At 57.6% G+C, this 17262-nt stretch carries 18 protein-coding genes; 7 read left to right on the top strand and 11 right to left on the bottom strand.

Going from position 1 to position 17262, the window contains the following annotated elements; genetic code table 11:
* Positions 1-18 precede the first annotated feature (18 nt).
* From RB2501_RS08135 to RB2501_RS08125, 3 genes are all read right to left on the bottom strand, one after another.
* Positions 19-786, bottom strand: a complete 768-nt coding sequence (locus RB2501_RS08135; RefSeq protein ID WP_015754296.1) for an outer membrane lipoprotein-sorting protein — start codon at positions 784-786, stop codon at positions 19-21.
* A gap of 250 nt (positions 787-1036) precedes the next feature.
* Positions 1037-3541 (bottom strand): ABC transporter permease, encoded by a 2505-nt coding sequence (locus RB2501_RS08130; protein WP_015754295.1) that lies wholly within the window; start codon positions 3539-3541, stop codon positions 1037-1039.
* A gap of 53 nt (positions 3542-3594) precedes the next feature.
* The gene (locus RB2501_RS08125; RefSeq protein WP_015754294.1) at positions 3595-4281 is read right to left on the bottom strand and encodes an ABC transporter ATP-binding protein; all 687 of its coding nucleotides are present in this window, start codon (positions 4279-4281) and stop codon (positions 3595-3597) included.
* A 72-nt stretch (positions 4282-4353) separates the two neighbouring features.
* On the opposite strand from RB2501_RS08125, the gene RB2501_RS08120 reads away from it, so the two are divergent.
* Complete coding sequence (locus RB2501_RS08120) at positions 4354-5112, top strand: arylesterase (RefSeq protein WP_015754293.1); 759 nt, start codon at positions 4354-4356, stop codon at positions 5110-5112.
* On the opposite strand, the gene RB2501_RS08115 is transcribed toward RB2501_RS08120, so the two are convergent.
* From RB2501_RS08115 to RB2501_RS08105, 3 genes are all read right to left on the bottom strand, one after another.
* The gene (locus RB2501_RS08115) at positions 5113-5358 is read right to left on the bottom strand and encodes a hypothetical protein (protein ID WP_015754292.1); all 246 of its coding nucleotides are present in this window, start codon (positions 5356-5358) and stop codon (positions 5113-5115) included.
* A 318-nt stretch (positions 5359-5676) separates the two neighbouring features.
* Positions 5677-5922, bottom strand: a complete 246-nt coding sequence (locus RB2501_RS08110) for a hypothetical protein (RefSeq protein ID WP_015754291.1) — start codon at positions 5920-5922, stop codon at positions 5677-5679.
* 184 nt (positions 5923-6106) lie between these two features.
* Positions 6107-6730 (bottom strand): peptidoglycan DD-metalloendopeptidase family protein, encoded by a 624-nt coding sequence (locus RB2501_RS08105; protein ID WP_187289152.1) that lies wholly within the window; start codon positions 6728-6730, stop codon positions 6107-6109.
* Between the two features lie 239 nt (positions 6731-6969).
* On the opposite strand from RB2501_RS08105, the gene msrA reads away from it, so the two are divergent.
* Positions 6970-7662 (top strand): peptide-methionine (S)-S-oxide reductase MsrA, encoded by a 693-nt coding sequence (msrA, locus tag RB2501_RS08100; protein WP_015754289.1) that lies wholly within the window; start codon positions 6970-6972, stop codon positions 7660-7662.
* A gap of 129 nt (positions 7663-7791) precedes the next feature.
* Here the strand turns inward: msrA and RB2501_RS08095 are convergent, their stop codons facing one another.
* From RB2501_RS08095 to RB2501_RS08085, 3 genes are read right to left on the bottom strand one after another with little or no spacing between them, the layout of a single operon-like run.
* The gene (locus tag RB2501_RS08095) at positions 7792-9231 is read right to left on the bottom strand and encodes a DUF4097 family beta strand repeat-containing protein (protein ID WP_015754288.1); all 1440 of its coding nucleotides are present in this window, start codon (positions 9229-9231) and stop codon (positions 7792-7794) included.
* Entirely contained in the window at positions 9203-9784 is a 582-nt protein-coding gene (locus RB2501_RS08090) for a hypothetical protein (protein WP_041327094.1), read from the bottom strand. Before RB2501_RS08090 ends, RB2501_RS08095 begins: the two co-directional genes overlap by 29 nt.
* The gene (locus tag RB2501_RS08085) at positions 9768-10307 is read right to left on the bottom strand and encodes an RNA polymerase sigma factor (protein ID WP_015754286.1); all 540 of its coding nucleotides are present in this window, start codon (positions 10305-10307) and stop codon (positions 9768-9770) included. Before RB2501_RS08085 ends, RB2501_RS08090 begins: the two co-directional genes overlap by 17 nt.
* Positions 10308-10416: 109 nt before the next feature.
* Here RB2501_RS08085 and RB2501_RS08080 point away from each other — a divergent pair, with 109 nt between their 5' ends.
* From RB2501_RS08080 to RB2501_RS08060, 5 genes are all read left to right on the top strand, one after another.
* Complete coding sequence (locus RB2501_RS08080) at positions 10417-11322, top strand: aldose epimerase family protein (RefSeq protein WP_015754285.1); 906 nt, start codon at positions 10417-10419, stop codon at positions 11320-11322.
* Between the two features lie 130 nt (positions 11323-11452).
* Positions 11453-12016, top strand: a complete 564-nt coding sequence (locus RB2501_RS08075; RefSeq protein WP_015754284.1) for a DUF2911 domain-containing protein — start codon at positions 11453-11455, stop codon at positions 12014-12016.
* A gap of 5 nt (positions 12017-12021) precedes the next feature.
* Positions 12022-13092, top strand: coding sequence for a methylmalonyl Co-A mutase-associated GTPase MeaB (gene meaB, locus RB2501_RS08070; RefSeq protein ID WP_015754283.1), 1071 nt, complete (start codon positions 12022-12024; stop codon positions 13090-13092).
* Between the two features lie 46 nt (positions 13093-13138).
* Positions 13139-14098: a glycosyltransferase family 2 protein gene (locus tag RB2501_RS08065; protein ID WP_015754282.1), complete on the top strand. Its 960-nt coding sequence runs from the start codon at positions 13139-13141 to the stop codon at positions 14096-14098.
* Complete coding sequence (locus RB2501_RS08060; protein ID WP_015754281.1) at positions 14082-14954, top strand: lysylphosphatidylglycerol synthase transmembrane domain-containing protein; 873 nt, start codon at positions 14082-14084, stop codon at positions 14952-14954. The genes RB2501_RS08065 and RB2501_RS08060 overlap by 17 nt, the downstream gene beginning before the upstream one ends.
* 1 nt (position 14955) lies before the next feature.
* Here the strand turns inward: RB2501_RS08060 and RB2501_RS08055 are convergent, their stop codons facing one another.
* Both RB2501_RS08055 and RB2501_RS08050 read right to left on the bottom strand, forming a co-directional pair.
* A complete protein-coding gene (locus RB2501_RS08055; protein ID WP_015754280.1) occupies positions 14956-16695 on the bottom strand; it encodes an ArnT family glycosyltransferase in 1740 nt (579 codons plus the stop codon).
* Positions 16692-17261: a phosphatase PAP2 family protein gene (locus RB2501_RS08050; RefSeq protein WP_015754279.1), complete on the bottom strand. Its 570-nt coding sequence runs from the start codon at positions 17259-17261 to the stop codon at positions 16692-16694. The genes RB2501_RS08055 and RB2501_RS08050 overlap by 4 nt, the downstream gene beginning before the upstream one ends.
* Position 17262 lies beyond the last annotated feature (1 nt).

Raw genomic sequence — 17262 nt, 5'->3', positions numbered from 1 at the left:
TACTGGTTTAACACCGGGTTAGTCTTTTGCTTCGGTCATTTCTTCGGGAAAGGCAAAGGCGGCCGCATCCACCTCCGGGTTCAGCTCAATGCTGTCCATGGATATCGGTTGCGACTGGCCGTTCTTGATCCCCTGGGACATGGAAAAGGGAAAGTACAACCCGTCCACTTCCTGGTAGTCGCTGAAGGTGATGTACTGGGTTTGTCCCTTCATCGGACCCTGGTGTACCTCGGATTCCATGACGATGGGCACGTAATTTTCCGTATCGAAGTAGTAAAAAGACACATCTTCCCTGGTTTCCCCGTCAATCGTCAGGGGTTCCCTTACCAATTTGATCTTGTAGGTTTCCGTCCCCTCGATGGTTTCAGTTCCCACGAGTTCCACGGTGTACCCCTTGGATTCGTAATCCAGGAAGGAATCCGGGAAGTCGTTGGTATTCAGTTTGAAGTTCGCTGTGGACTCCGCATCGCTCTTCTCGGGCTTCATGGTCTGGAAATTCGTCCCCCAGAGGGTTTCCCCGTCAAAGACGCCTTGCTTGAGTTCCTGTCCCTGGAATTTGATGACGGTCATCTGCCGGCCGTCGGCCATCTGGTATATTTCCAGAGGGATTTCCATCCCCTGCTGGTTCACCTTGGCGGTTATCTTCATCCCCTCCAGGTTCCTGAAGTTCTCCTTCCCGCCGATATTCTCAAAGTAGGTATCCAGGATTTCGTCGGCGGTCTGGGCCTGAGCCTGGAAGCCGGCGGTTACCAGGATTGCCAATAATACGTAACGCAAATTTTTCATTTTCTGTGGTGTTAAGAATTAGTCAATATATATCGTTAGTAGTAAAAGTTGCCAAAGTGTTTCATTTTCTTCGGGAAAATTTACATTGTGGTACCGCAATTCGCAGAATAAAGCCTCGTGGATGCAGGATACGCACCGGCTGATCCGCTCCTCCCACTCCGGCAGGATAATTCGGCCTGGTTGTTCAGTACGCTGCCTTTGGGTTACAGGTTATGTCCTGCCGGGTGCGAATCTGCGCCAAACACGCGTATCAAATCCCTTCTTTCCTCAAAACCTGCAGCGGGGGGCTGCTGATCACCGACCGGCTGTTGAACAGGCCGATAGCCAATACCATGAGGCAGATGCCCGGTGCCACGACGGCAAACGGCACCCAGGAAGGCACAAAGGAAGTCTCAAAGATATTCAGGGCGAGCAACTGGGTAGCCACCAACGCCAGGAACACCCCCATGACGCTGCCGATCCCCCCCAAAAATATGTATTCCAGGGCCGTAATCCGGACAATCTGCCGGGATTCCGCCCCGAGCGTCCGCAAGAGCACGCTTTCCCGGATACGCTGGTATTTGCTGGTCCTGACAGCGCCCAGCAGGACGATCAGGCCCGTGAGAATGCTGAAAAATGCCATAAACCGGATTACCCAGCCGATTTTGTCGAGGATGTCGGAGACCACCGTGAGCAACTGGCGGATGTCCAGTACGGTGATATTCGGATAGAGGCGGACCAGGGTCTGCTGGAGGCTGGCCGATGTACCCGCATCCGGCGCCCGGGTCGTCAGGACGTGGAATCGGGGGGCGCTTTCCAATACGCCCGGGGGGAAAACCACTGAAAAGTTGAGTTGCAATCGGCCCCAGTCCACTTCCCGGATGCTCGCCACCTCGGTTTCCATCAGGACGCCCTGGACATTGAAAACAAGCCGGTCGCCGATGGTAACCTGGGCATCCCGGGCCACGTTGTCGGACAGGGATACCGGGATCGGGCCTTCGCCCGAATATTCGGGGGTCCACTCCCCTTCCCTGAGCGTTTCCGAGCCAATCAGCGAATCCCGGTAGGTCACACGGAATTCGTGCGAGAGGATCCACTGGTTGATGGTAGAAGTCGTGTCTTTGCGGATTTCCTCCACCCTGCGGTCCTTGATCCGGTCCAGGCGCATGGTCACGATGGGAATGTTTTCGATAACCGGCAGCCCCTGGTCGCGGGTGGTGCCGGCAACCGCCTCCTGTTGTTCGGCCTGGACATCCAGGAGAATCAGGTTCGCCTCGGGGCGCTGGTCCTCAACTTCCGCCCGGATCAGCAACATATCCTGGGTAAAATACAAGGTGCTGATCAGGAAAGTCCCGATCCCGATGGCGAGGATGAGTACCAGCGTCTGGTTATTGGGGCGGAACAGGTTCAGCAGGCTCTGACGCGCCTCAAACCCCCAGGAGTGCGGAAAAAACTTGCGGATCAGCCGCATACACCCCCAGGCCACCCCGGCGAGAATCAAAAAGGTCACCGCGATGCCGGCCACAAAGCCCAAAGCGCGGAGCGGCTGTCCGAGCAGCCCGGTGGATACCCCCCAGAGCACCAGGAGGATCAGAAAAAGGACCAGGGCCGTCAGCCTTTTGGAGATGCGCGAATTCTTCATCCCGATCCGCAGGGCCGCCAGCGGGCTGACAAACCAGGTGCCCAGCAGCGGCAGGAGGCCAAAAAGCACAGCCATAACCAAACCGAGCAGGATACCCAGGACCACGGGGCCCCAGTGGGCGCTCCAGTCGAGTTCCAGGGGCAGGAAATCGGCGACAAACATCGGGAATACCTGCTGGAGGGCCAACCCGATACCGGTCCCGAGCAGGCCGCCCAGCAGGCCGATGCCGCAGATCTGTATCAGGAAAACCTGGAAGGTCTGCCGGCGGGTAGCCCCCATGCATTTCAGGATGGCGATAAACTGTCGTTTCTCCCGCATGTAGATGTGGACGGAACTGGCAATGCCGAGACAGCCGAGCAACAGGGCCACGAAGGCCACCAGTTTCAGGAAACGGCCGACATTCTCAAAGCGCCGGCCCAGGCGCTGGCTCGTATCTGTGTGCAGGTCCACATCGGCGTTGTTCCGGTCCATGACCGGGTCCCATTCCTCATAGATAGCTTCGATATCCGCACCTTCGGGTGCCTTGAAGTAAAAATTGTACTCTACGCGGCTTCCCGTCTGGATCAGGCCGGTTTCCTCGATTCTCCAAAAGGGCATCCAGATAACCGGAGCTACAGAAGTAGTGACGGCGGTATTCCCCGGGGCGGAGATAATCCCCCCGGAGATTGGGAGTGTCAGGTTGCCGATCGTCACGGAATCCCCGGCCCGGAGGTTGTACTGCGTCATCAGGGACTCGTCCAGGAGGGCGCCCCCCGGTTCGTTCTGATAACTTGCAGCCGCATCGGCCGGTTCTGTTTCCAGCGCGCCGTAAATGGGGTAGCCTGCCTCCATCCCCCGGATCCGAACCAGGCGGGTCCCCTCCCGGTCCGGGAAGGCCACCATGGAGGCAAAATTCACCTCCTGCCAGTACTCCCCGGGAACCTGCCGGATCGTGTCGAGCAATTCCGGGGAAGGGGCGTGGTCCATATCGATGAGGTAATCGGCCCCCATCAGTTCTTTAGACTGTCCGGCAATGGTATTTTCCAGGGTGAGGCCAAAATTCTGAATGGCCACCAACGCCCCAATCCCCAGGACGATTGCCCCCATAAAAAGGACGAGTCGCTTCAGGCTGGCACGACCGTCGCGCCAGGCCATCCGAAATAGCCAGCGCACTCCTGCTGTTTGATTTCCCCGTTGGTTGTGCTGCATCAGGCGGGCAATTCTTCGCGTTGGTAAACCTTGCCCCCTTTGAGCCGAAGCATCCGGTCGCAGCGACGGGCCAGGTCCATATCGTGGGTGACGATGATCAGCGTGGTGCCCGCCTCCTTGTTCAGGTCAAAGAGCAATTGCACCACCCGGTTTCCGGTTTCCTCGTCCAGGTTCCCAGTCGGTTCGTCCGCAAAAAGTACCTCCGGCCGGTTTGCAAAAGCCCTGGCCAGTGCCACCCGCTGCTGTTCCCCGCCGGAAAGCTGACTGGGATAATGATGCACGCGTTCCCCCAGGCCTACTTTTGCCAGGAGTTCCCGTGCCTGTTCGCCCGCCTGTTTTTCGCCCCGCAATTCCAGGGGTACGCTCACGTTTTCCAGGGCGGTGAGGGTGGGCAACAATTGGAAGTTCTGGAAAATAAAGCCGACCTTCCGGTTTCTCAGCACAGCCCGTTCGTCCTCGCTGAGGCTTTCCAGGGAAACCCCGCAGAGTTCCACGGTGCCCGCGTCTGTGGCATCCAGGCCGGCGCAAAGTCCCAGCAAGGTGGTTTTCCCACTCCCGGAGGGCCCTACAATGGCGTAGGAGGTCCCTTCGGGAACCGAAAAGGTAATATCATCCAGGACGGTTAGTTCGCTCCCTCCGCTGTCATAGCTCTTCCGAAGCTCGCGAACGTTTAATATATTTGACATAAGTCGCTATTCATTGGCGTTTTCAAGGCGCGTAAAATACACATTACAAATTAAAACACCCCCCAAAAACCCATGTCCGGACTCTTAAAGTTTCGTTATATTTTATTCCTTTTCCTGCTGGTAGCCTGCAAAGGCGAACCATCCGAAAAACAAGCTGAAGAGCTTCCAGAAAACGCGGCTTCCGAGGAAGAGGCTCCCGGGGAAAGTTCCGGGAATACGATTCTTTTCTTCGGGGATTCCCTTACCGCCGGCCTGGGCCTGGAGCCCGAGCAGGCTTTCCCGGCACTAATCGGAGAACGCCTCGATTCCCTGGGGTACGACTACCAGGTAGTCAATGCCGGCCTCAGCGGGGAAACTACGGCAAGCGGGGCCAACCGGCTGGACTGGGTACTCCGGCAACCGGTAGCTGTATTTGTACTGGAACTCGGCGCCAACGACGGGCTCCGCGGCATCCCCCTTTCCGAAACGCGAAAAAACCTGAAGGATATTGTGGAACGCGTCCGCGAATCGGATTCTACCACCCGCATCCTTTTGGCCGGCATGCAACTGCCACCCAACATGGGGCCGGCCTACACCACGGAATTCCGTGAAATTTTCCCGGAGCTGGCCGCCCAACACAACTTGCACCTCATCCCCTTTTTACTGGACGGCGTGGGGGGTATCCCCGAACTCAACCAACAGGACGGCATCCACCCTACGGCCGAAGGCCACAGGATACTCGCGGACAATGTCTGGGAAGTCCTGGGGCCGGTATTGCAGGCGGAAGCTTTGCAGGCGGGGCAGCCCGGGGGGGATCAAACTCCGGGTACGGCCAGTGATACCAGGCCTTGATCAGGCAATCTGGTAGTGTTTTTTCGTGGTGAAGTTCAGGGCCTTCTTAACCCGGGAATCGCTGCGGCGGTAGAGGCGGGCAACTTCCTGCTTTCCGGCAGTGTCGACGGACGCAGTGGAAATACTAATCTCAGTCATCTGAACGATTCCCATTTCGATGGCTTCAACTTTTTTCCCGGTGTTGTCCTGGGCGTTGGCCAGCAGTCCGAAGAAGAGTACAAAGAGGATGGTTGTGAATGTTTTCATGACTTGATTTCCTTATACTAAGATAACCCCGCGAAGGGGGTATATCCGGAAATGAGTCGCTGAAAACCCCATATTTTTCGGTATCCAACCGACAAACGGTCAGGGTGTAAAAAATCATCGACAAACGGTTCGGGCCCCAAATTCGGGACAGCGAAAGAATTGGTCGTTAATCGATGAAAAACCTGTAGGCGTTTTCTACCTGTGCCGTGAGATTCATACAGGAATCCGTGGGATACCTCCGATAAACCCTGAACCCTTTCCGCCTTTAAACTTGCGTCCATCTGAGGGTTTCTCAAGGACAGAGGGGACTGGGATTGATCAGGCCATCTGGTAGTGCTTCTTGGTAGCGAAGTTCAGTTCCTTCTTAACCCGGGAGTCTTTGCGGCGATACAGGCGGGCAACTTCTTTTGCAGTACCGGTAGTGGCAGCGGCAGCAGGGGCGGCAATCTCTGTCAGCTCAACCAGTCCCATTTCGATGGTAGCGGCTTTTTGCTCCCCGCTGTCCTGAGCGTTGGCGAGCAGTCCGAAGAAGAGAACGAAAAGGATGGTTACAATAGCTTTCATGACTTGGTTGCTTTACACTATTATAACTCCGCAGTCGGCATTTCACCCGGTTGTGAATCGCTGAAATCCCCTTATTTTTCGGTATTCGACCGATAAACGGTCAGGGTGTAAAAAATCATCGATAAACGGCACGGCCCCCAAATTCACCTGGGCGACGGAACGTGCATTTCGTCGGTATTTTTAACTAGGGTAAGCCAAGGAAAAGGGCCGGATCCGGGCAATTCCTTTCGAAAAAGGCGCGGTTTCCGGCATCGGTGACCCCGGGATAGTCCCCGGAGTAGCCCTGCAGGTCGTGGATGACCTTGAAATGCAGGTGGGGCCAGTACCCCCCGTTATCGGATTCCCCGCCCAGATGCCCGATGATCTCGCCGGCACGCACTCGCCGGCCCGGGCGGAGGCCCCGCAGGTCATCCGGGCTCAGGTGTCCGTACAAGGTGTGTATCGGGCCGCCTGCCGTCTCGTGTTCCATCAGGATTACCGGCCCGTAGTCACCGGCACTTTTATGGTTTCCCCAACTATGGACCCGCCCGGCCTTTGGGGCGCGTACCGAGGTGCCTTCCGGGGCCCAGAGGTCCAGGCCCAGGTGGAGGGTCCTCGCAGCCTGGCCTGTCGTCCCGAAATGGGCGTACGCCGCATACAGGCTCCGGTTCTCCATATACCCCCCGTACGCCACCCGGGCTCCGCTCTCCCTGAAAAAACCCTCCAGGTAGCCGCGGTACGCCTCCGGGCCCAGTCCTCCCAGCTGGATTCGCCGGTAGGCTTCCGGGCTGTAGGGAATGTCCAGTATGGGGAGTATCCGGGATTTCACAAGGCGAATATCGCGAAAATCCCGATTCACCGGTACCCGGACCCACGGATGCCACCCCATTTCCTCCCGGTTCCGCGGGAAATGCCCGGATTCCCTGTAAGTATCCGGGATGGGATGCGACCATTTTAACGGCGGGCCTCCATGAGGTATTCCTTTAACAGCGATTTAGGGGTCTTCCTCGGTGTCCCTTCGTATATTGGGAACTGATACAACCTGCCCTGAAAAAAATTGTAACTACTATGAAAAACATCAAGAGAAGCCTGTTGCTAACAGCCGGGTTGATCCTGGCCATTTCCTGCCAGACCAAAGCGAAAAAGGGCGAAACTGCCGAATCGGGTCGCCAGGCTACTGCCCCGCAAATGGAAAAAGAAGTCCCACAAGACCTCTCGGCCTACGAAACTGCCTATTTTGCCAGCGGTTGTTTCTGGTGCGTTGAGGCCATTTTTGAGAGCGTCAAAGGCGTTGCAGAAGCCGAATCGGGGTATGCGGGCGGAACGGAGGAAAACCCCACCTACGAGCAGGTCAGCTACGGGCGTACCACCCATGCAGAGGCCGTGAAGGTATACTACGACCCGGAAGTGGTGAGCTTTTTTGAACTCGTCCAGGTATTCTTCGGGTCCCACGACCCGACCACGCCGAACCGTCAGGGACCGGACCGGGGCCCCCAGTACCGGTCAATCGCATTTTACGAAAATGATTCCGAGCGCCAGATTATCACCGCCTATATGGAGGCGCTCGAAGAACAGCGGGTCTACGACCGGCCAATTGTGACCGAGGTATCCCCCCTCACCCAATTTTACAAGGCCGAGGAATACCACCAGGATTACGAACGAAAGCATCCGGATAACCCGTACATCCAAAATGTCTCCGTCCCGAGGCTCAACAGGTTTAAGGCCAATTTTCAGGATTTCCTCAAAGAGGACATTCATTAAGTAAACCGGGTTTCGGCCCGTCCGGGGAATCGACTTTTCGGCCTGCCCGGGGAATCGGGCTTCGGCCTGCCCGGAGATTCGGGCTGCCGGGCGCACAGCGGGGTTTGCTGCCGCGTTAAGGAAAGTGGGTCAGCGATTCAGTTTTACGTCGCTGTAGGAGGCATTGATAACGATGGAACTTCCGGCGTCTCGGGCAAGGTGGTACCCTTTACGGGTGCCCGTGGTCGCCGATTCGGTGCCTTCCCAGATGATGTAACCCGGGTAATCCACGCGGGAATCCCGCTTCTGTACGCTGATCCGGTAGGAGCCGTCGGGAAGTTGCACGGCCAGTTGCCCGTTGTCTACGGAAATGGTCATGTCCTTGAAATCTTCGGAAATGTACCCGATGCTTACCCCCCCGAGGTTGTTCCTGATAGACGCCTGCCGAAGCAGCCGGTCGATGGTCACCTGGGATGAAGTGGCCGACAAGTCGAGCCGGCCCACTTCATTTAGCTTCACATCCTCCGAAAAATCCGCGCTGAGGCGGCCGCTGTTCCACGCCTTCACGGCGATGGGGGAATACCGGGCTTCCACAAAGGTCTGTTCCCCCTCGATAGTCGCTGCACTCAGGCTGGCATAATTCAGGGTGGCCCGGATGTTCAGCGAGTTTTCGGCCAGTTTCACCTCCCCGTGCCGCACATTCAGTTTCAGGCGGGCGCCTTTGGGCATTTTGATCCGGATGGTTTTCTTGATGTTGTACTTCCCGTTTCCGGATTCCCCCTGCATAAAGAATACCCGCGAACGGTCCCGATCCTCCCGGACGCGTTCCCGCGCCTCGGCCAGCTTCGCCCTGGCTTCTTCCCGGGCGCGCTGGGCCCGCTCGCGCTGTTCGGCCCGCTGTTCCATCATTTCCGCACGCCGCTCCATTTGTTCCTGGCGCCGCTCTTCCTGTGCTTCTATCCGGGACTCCATGGCTTTGGCGCGTTCTGCCACCCGCTTGGACCACTCCTCCAGTCGCTGCTGGTATTCCTTGTCGAATTTCTTGTCGAATTCCTTTTTCCAACGCTTCATATACGCCTCACCTTCTTTCTCAAAAGCCTCGTAGTCGAAACTCTGGAAAGGGATGGGCGGCATGGGCGGCAACTCCATTCCCTCCAGGACGGGTCCGATATCCGGGATCTGGATGTCCGCGAGGATCGGCTCGATATCCGGGATCTCCGGCATGACGAAATCCATGTCTCCCATGTTGAAATCCCCGTTAAATCGAAAGGACCAATTATTCCCTGCGCGGGTACTCACCTCAACCCGGGAGCTGTTGCCCAAAATTTCTACCCCGCCGTTTTCAAAATAGGCGGCAGCTTCTTCCTCGGTGGCGCCTTCCAGGGTGATCACAGCTTCCACGGACACTTCATTCCGGTTCCAGGTCTCGAATTCGATGTCCGCATGGCTTGTATTGAGGGCCACTTCCACATCCGGTTCCACACTGAAAGACTCCTTGTACGTTTTAGACTTTTGGGCGTACCCGGCCTGCCACCCCAACAGGAGGGCAAGGATCAGCGTTTTAGACGCTGTTGCTACTGACTGATTCATTCTTTGATTGTTTTAATTCGTTCAACTTCTCTTTTAACCTGGTCAACAACTGCAACCGCAACTGGAAATTCCTGATCATGGCGGAGATGGTCTCTTCATTAGGTCCGATTTCATTCAACTCCACCACCAGGTTTTGGTATTCGGTATCCAGTTCCCGCAGTCGCTTCATATAATCGTCCGCCACGGCCTTGTTCTCATCCGAGATATCCAGGTTCGCCAGCTCCATATGGATACTGGCTGTATAGTACTGCTCCACCTTGCGCAAATCCGGGGAAAGATCCCCCAGGGAAAAGCCGCTGGTGGTCTCTGTACTGTCCTGCTGCACTACAGGCTCCCCCTGGGCCGGCAAGTCGGGCTCCTGCCGGAAGAGCCAGAACGCAACCCCGAGCAAGGCCGCCACCGAGGCAGCCATACCTATCCAGAAAAAGCGGTTCCCGCGCTTCTCCGGGAAGGCCTCCTCCAGGCGCTGCTGAAACCGGGATTCGTGGCCTGCTGGCATCCGGTATTCCCGCCTGCGTTCATTCTCGAATAGTTTCTTAAGATTCTGCGACATGTCTTTTACCTTTTAATAGTTCCCTGAGGTACCCCTTCCCCCGCATCAGGCGGGTCCTGCAGGTGTTCTCCCGCAGTTGCAGGATTTCCGAGATTTCCGAGTGGTCGTATCCCTCCACCAGGTAGAGCTGTACGACATACCGGTAATTCTCGGGTAATTCTTCTATAGCAGCTTTTACATCGTCTACCCCCAGGGCGGATTCCACCTCCCAGTTTTCCGCCTCGGTTACCTGCAACCTGTTTTCCTCCAGTTCCACAAAATGCTGCCGGCGGGCTTTGAGGAAATCGATACAGCGGTTTACGACAATCCGTTTCAACCAGGCACCGAAGGTCACCTCCCCTTTGTACTGGTCAATTTTACGGAAGGCCTTGATAAAGGCTTCCTGGGTCAGGTCCTCGGCATCGGCCTCATTCTTGACAAACCGCATAGCCACGCAGAACATGCCCTGGGCATATTTCCGGTAGAGGGCCATTTGCGCCCTGCGGTCGCGATTCCGGCACTGTTCGATCAGGTCGTTTGCCAATAAGGTCGGCGTTTCCAGTTTCGATTGTTTTAGGTTGCTATCTAAAGGACGAGGGCTTCCGTGCAGCGTTTCAAAAAAGTGTACTTTTAATGAAATTTTAGCATTTGCGTTGGAACAAGTTACTGTAAAAAACGACCACCTGTGCCTCGGGGTTTTGAATTACGGGGCCATCATCCAACGCCTGCAATTCCGGGATGCCCGGGGCCGATTCACCGATGTAGTGGTGGGCAGGGACGCCCCGGAAGACTACCTGGATGACCCCGCCTTCCTCGGGGCCTGCGTGGGGCGTTTTGCCGGGCGGATCTCCGGCGGCCGGCTGCGAATCGGAAACGAATACCACCCGATCCCCCACCGGGACGGCATCACCCTCCACGGGGGAGAACGCGGATTCGGCAAGCGGTACTGGACCATCGAATCCCATTCGGGCGACGGGGACACGGCGGAAGTACAACTGGCATATACCAGCCCGCACGGCGAAGAGGGATTTCCGGGCGAATTGCGAACCCGGTTGATTTACCGGCTCACCGGGAAAACCCTCATGGTAAGGCACGAGGCCGAAACGGACCGGCCCACGGTGGTCAACCTGACGAACCATTCGTATTTTAAGCTGGATGACTCTGATTCCATCGACCACTACCGGCTGCGCCTCGGGTCCGGCAAGCGCCTGGAAACCGATGAGCGCCTGTTGCCCACAGGGCGCATCCTGGAAGTTGCCGGCAGCCTCTACGACTTCATTCAGGAGCGGGAAATCGGCGAGATACGGCTCGACACGCCCTATGTACTGGATCCGGACGGGCCTGCCGCAGTCCTGTATTCCCGGGAATCCGGGATTCGGATGGAGGTCAGCACCAACCAACCGGCCCTGGTGGTTTACACCCCACCCCATTTCGCGGGTATTTGCTTTGAGACCCAGGGGTATCCGGATGCCCCGAACTTCAGCGATTTCCCGGGTTGCGAATTGCATCCTGGACAGGTATACAGGAATGAAACCCTTTTTTCCTTTGAGAATTTCTGACCCGTTTCGGGCTATTGACCTGTGGGCAGCTCCCAATTGCATCCGCTCATAGCCGGGGGGAATTATCCCCGGGCAACCCCGCGGGGTTGCCCGTGATTTACTACATTTAGGCAACTTAAAACCAGACCTGATGAAAATTTTCAAATGGATCGTTATCGTCTTCGGCGCCCTGCTGCTCCTGTTTTATTTTTTGGGCATGCCCTACCTGCGGGAGCAGACAAAAAAACACAGCCCGGAACGGACGGCCCAATACGAGGCGGCCGGCATAACCCTGGAAGTCAATTATTCCAGTCCTTCCAAGAAGGGCCGGACCATCTTCGGGGAACTCGTTCCCTACGACGAGGTCTGGCGCACCGGGGCCAACGAACCCACCACGTTTACCACCAGCGGAGACATCTATGTAGGTGGCAAGCCGCTGCCGGCAGGAACCTACTCGCTCTGGACGATCCCGGGACGGGAAGCCTGGACCATCATCCTGAACGAAGAGGTGCCCGATTGGGGGGTAACCCTGCTGAGCGGGGGCGACAAAACCACCCGGGACCCGGAACACGATGTGGTTCAGGTAGCGGTGCCCGCCCTGGGACTCCCGTCACCCGTAGAGGATTTTACCATTGAGTTCGACGTAATCAGCCAGGACGTATTCATGCGCCTTGCGTGGGACCAGACCGAAGTACTCGTGAAAGTAAACCCCTGACCTGCGTGGCGCCTACCCAGAAACCAGACGGCGACAAACGGGGACGGCCGGATTCGGCCCGGACGGAATCCGCCCGCGGTCGATCTTCCCGCCCGAAACCCGGACCGAAAGACCTCCTGGAGGGGATTCGCACCTCGGACCGGACCGCCCTGGCGCGGGGCATCACCCTGGTGGAAAGTACCCTGCCCGACGACCGGGAAGCAGCCAGCGAACTCGTAGAAAGCTGCCTGCCCTTCTCAGGCAACAGCATTCGCATCGGGGTAACGGGCGTGCCCGGTGCCGGAAAGAGCACGTTTATCGAAAGCCTGGGGGGCTATCTCACCGGCAGGGGCCTGAAGGTGGCCGTCCTGGCAGTAGACCCCACCAGCAGCCTGAGCAAGGGCAGTATCCTGGGAGACAAAACCCGGATGAACACCCTCAGCCGGGACGAACGCGCTTTTATCCGCCCGTCGCCTGCCGGCACCTCCCTCGGGGGCGTAACCCGCAAAACGCGGGAAACCATCAGTCTCTGCGAAGCGGCCGGCTATGAGGTCATACTGATTGAAACCGTGGGGGTGGGCCAAAGCGAAACCGCCGTTCACGGAATGGTGGATTTTTTCCTGCTCCTGAAAATCGCCGGGGCCGGGGACGAACTGCAGGGGATCAAAAGGGGGATCGTGGAAATGGCCGATGCGATCGTGATCAACAAGGCGGACGGGGCCAACCGGGAGGCTGCGCGCCGTGCGCGATCCACATTTGAACAGGCCCTGCACCTCTACCCACCCAAGCCAGACGGCTGGCGGCCCGAAGTCCTGCTCTGTTCCTCGACGGAGCACACCGGGATTGAAGCTATTTGGGACCTGATAGACAAATTCCGGGAAAAGGGCAGAAAAACCGGGGCCTTTCAGAAGAAACGGGAACAGCAGTACACCGCGTGGTTCCGGCAGGCGGTATCCGAGCAACTCCTGTCGGGCTTCTATGAAATCCCGGGGGTAGGCCCCGCTTACGATGAGCTGGAACAACAGGTTGTGGCCCGCAGGACCAGCCCATTCCGCGCCGCACAGCAGCTGCTGGACCAGTTCGGCCCCAAACGCTGAAGCCGAAAAAAGGTGTACATTTGAACCCGAATCCAACGCCTGTTCCATGGAGGTCCTGACCCAATCGCTCCTTTCGATCGTCGTTCCGCTCTACAACGAGGAAGAAAATGTCCGCCTGCTCACCGAAAAAATCCACACCAGCCTGGAAGGGTACAACTACCAGATTGTGTATGTGGATGATTTCTCGACAGACGGTACCCGGCAGGCGGTACGCCGGATGGCCGACCCGAAAGTACACCTGGTCTGCCTGAAAAAGAACTACGGGCAAAGCCTCGCCCTGGCTGCAGGGCTCGACTACGCCCAGGGGGAATACATCATTACCATGGACGGCGACCTGCAGAACGACCCGGCCGATATCCCGCTGATGCTGCCCTTTGCCCTGAGCGGAGAATACGACGTGGTCACAGGCATCCGTCAGAAGCGCCAGGACTCGCTGATCAAGAAAATCCCCTCCAAAATTGCCAATTTCCTGGTGCGCCGGGTTACGAAGCTCGACATCAAGGACAACGGGTGCGCCCTGAAAGTATTCACCCGGACCATCGCCAAGGACCTGAACCTCTACGGAGAAATGCACCGGTTTATCACCTTGCTGGCCTTCCTGGAGGGCGCCCAGATCAAGCAGGTACCCGTACGCCACCACGCCCGCCATGCGGGGGTATCCAAATACGGCCTGGAACGGGTCTTCAAAGTCATCGCGGACATGATGCTGCTGTTGTTTATCCGGAAGTACTTCCAGCGCCCCATCCACCTGTTTGGGATTTTCGGGGTCCTGCTCATCCTGCTCGGCCTGGCGATCAACGTGTATTTGCTCGTGGTGAAGTTTGGCTTTGGCCAGGATATCGGGACGCGACCGCTCCTGATCTTCGGCATGATGTTTATCCTCGGGGGTATCCAACTCTTCACAATCGGCATCGTCATGGAATTGCTGATCCGGACCTACTACGAATCCCAAAGCAAAAGGCCGTATCGCATCAAAAATGTATTGATCGGTGGGGAACCTGCGTAAAAAGGGCATTGCACTGCTGAAACTCGTTTTCAGTGCGCTCCTGCTCTATTTCGTCTTCCGGCGGATCCCCTTCCGGGACGTCTGGGATACGGTGCGTTCCAGCCAATTGGGATACCTGGCACTCGCCCTGTTGTTTTTCTGCATTTCCAAATTGGTTGCCGCCTTCAGGCTAAACCGGTATTTCCGGGAAATCGGGATACCGCTGACGGAAAAGGCCAATGGACAGCTCTACCTGCTCGGGATGTTCTACAACCTCTTCCTGCCCGGGGGGATCGGGGGGGATGCCTACAAGGGATATATCCTGCACCGGGAATTTGGCACCCGGGTACGCCGGGTGGCGGGGGTCTTGCTGCTCGACCGCCTCAGCGGCCTCTACCTGCTGGTGTTTTACAGCGGCGTGCTGCTGCTCTGGCTGGCCCCCGAATGGCTGGAGCCCTATGCCGTCTGGCTCGGCCTGGGCCTGATTGCCAGCTTGGCCCTGTACTGGTGGTTGCACGGCCGCCTTTTCCCGTATGCGCAACCCGTTTTCTGGCATGCACTTTCCTATTCGGCGGTGGTTCAGGCCGCCCAACTGGTAACCGCCTACCTCCTGTTGCAAGCCCTGCAGGTGGACGCGGGCACCCCCGCCTACCTCCTCCTCTTTTTGCTGAGCAGTATCGCGGCCGTCCTCCCCATCACCATTGGGGGCATCGGCAGCCGGGAATTGCTTTTCTATTACGGGGCGGCCTGGTTTGGACTGGATGAAGCCACGGCCATCGGGCTGAGCATGGAGTTTTTTATCATTACGGCCCTGGTGTCCCTCACGGGCATCTACTTTCATTTCAGGAAACCGGCGTTGCACCTTCGGGAAGCCTGAATCAGGGGGCCGCGGGCGCCAATAAAAGCAAGTAGCGCTTGCCGACCACCTCTTCCCGCGTTTCCGGGTTTACGAAGCGTGCCTGCAGGCGGGTGATGCGAAACTGGTCGGCGACGATTTCCCGTTCCCACTCCCAGCCCGATTCGGCCAGGCTCCGGCGTTTATCTTCATCCACGTAGACCCACCTGCCGGCCAGGTCGGTGCGGTTGCCGCCCCGGACAATCCGGACGGGCTGGCGACTGTAAAAGTCCAGGGCCCAGGTGTGCTCCTCACTGAATTTGAAAATGGGCGGGTTTGCAGGAACTTCCCGGACAAAATTCCGGGCGAGTTCGGAACCCGCCTGGTATTGCAACAGGGACGGGTAGAAATGGGCATTCATCACTGCATTGATCCCGACACTGGCCAGGACGCTGATTACCGCCAGGCGTACCAGCGGATCGGCCATTTGCCGCCAGAGTGCGATGCCCGACCCCACAAGTACCAGGACCAGCGCAACGGCAGCTGCCCCCGGCAATGGAAATACCCAGAATACAATCCCGGAAACAGCAAGCAAAACTATCCCGAATATACCGGCCTGCAGGCGGGCAGCGCGCCTGAGCCATTTCCAGTGGCCTTTCTTTCTCCGCGCATCGAGATATCCGGCCGTCAACACGGTAAAAAGCGGTATCAGGATATTCAGGTAATGGGGGAGTTTGAACTGCGCAAAACTGATGATCAGGAATATGATGGCAATGCCCCCGAGTGTAAGCACCTCCGGGACACCGGGATTCCCGCTGGTATTTTCCCCCGCAGCCCCTCCCGGTGCTTCGGCATCGGGTGGGGCCGGGGCTGTTTTGTTCCCCGCGAAACGGCGCGCCATTCGGTAGGCCCGGTTCCCGAAGGCTGCGAGCCCCATCAGCGTCCAGGGCAAAAAGACCCAGAGGAAGGTGTGGAAAAAGAAAAAGTAATCGCTGCTGTTCTTGCCAACCCCTTCCCCGCTGAGCCGCTCAAAACTCTGCTCCCAGAAAATAAACAGAATGCCGCTGCGGTTTCCCCGTCCGCGGATGACCTTCTCCGGATGCAGGTCGAATTGCTGGTAGTAAGCGTAGAGCATCGGGCTGATGGCCAGGGCAAATACCAGTAGCCCCCAAACCAGGCGCAGGTCGGCCAGACGGTACCACCGGCGGGTATACGCCACATGGCACAACAACGGCAGGGCGATCACCACCAGGGCAATCTGCCCTTTGGTGGAAAAGGCGAGGCCTGCCGTCAAGGCTCCCCACAGCAACCCCCGGGTACTCCCCAGCTCCAGGTACCGGAGCAATTGCCAGATAGACAAAGCGGTAAAGCCGGTAAGTACGGCATCTGTCCGCACATCGATCACGGAAAGGACGATGGTCTGGGCACTCATGAAGATCAGGGCCGCAAGCCGTCCCGCGTTTTCGTTGTAGAGCTCCTTCCCGATCCCGTGGCAGGCCCGTGAGGCGGCGAGGGTAAGCAGCAATGCCGGCAACCTGTAGGCCCAGTCGTGGATACCGAATAGCTTATAGGCCAGGGCTGCAAGCCAGTAGTGCATGTGGGGCTTGTCCAGGTATTGCTCGGTCCCTTTGATCAGGTTGACGAAGTCGTTCTCCTGGACCATCCGCATGGCCATAACCGCAAACTGGGCAGAATCGTTCTCCATGAGGGTTGCCGGCAGTCCGCAGACATAAACGGCGAGCATCCCCAGGAAACACCCCCAAAACATCTTCCCGCTGATCATTGGAAAATTTTTGATCGTGCCATTTTAAACAATCGCGCAAACATCCAGCCGAATACCCCGCCCACCAAGCAGCCGGTCAGGACATCCAGGGGATAATGGACCCCGAGGTAAATCCGGCTGAAGCCTACCGCCAGGGCCCAAACGATCAGGAGGGCGCCCCATCCCCGGCGACCCGACCCCCAGCGAGTTGCGAAGAAAGCGGCGAGTGCCATGGCATTCGCGGCATGGGCGGAAAAATAACCGAACCGCCCGCCGCAATTGGCCTTGACGAGCCGTACCATCCCCTCCAGGGAAGGCTCGTAGCAGGGGCGCAGCCTGCCCACCCCGTATTTGAAAAAATTGGCCAGCTGGTCCGTGCAGGTAATCAGCAAGGCCACAAATACCAGTAACAACAACAGGGGCTTCCACCCCAGGTCCCGCCAGGCCAGCAGCAACAGCAGTACATAGAGCGGGATGGCGAGCCACTTGTCGGACAGGATAAGGAAAAAACCGTCCCAGGCCCCGGTGCCCATGCCGTTGAGTTCCAGGAACCAATTGCGGTCCAGATCCTGTAGCTGCTGCCACATA

Source organism: Robiginitalea biformata HTCC2501 (assembly GCF_000024125.1).
Taxonomy (GTDB): Bacteria; Bacteroidota; Bacteroidia; order Flavobacteriales; family Flavobacteriaceae; genus Robiginitalea; species Robiginitalea biformata.
Note: the sequence above shows the minus strand (reverse complement) of the source record. Positions and strands in the feature narration are given on the sequence as shown.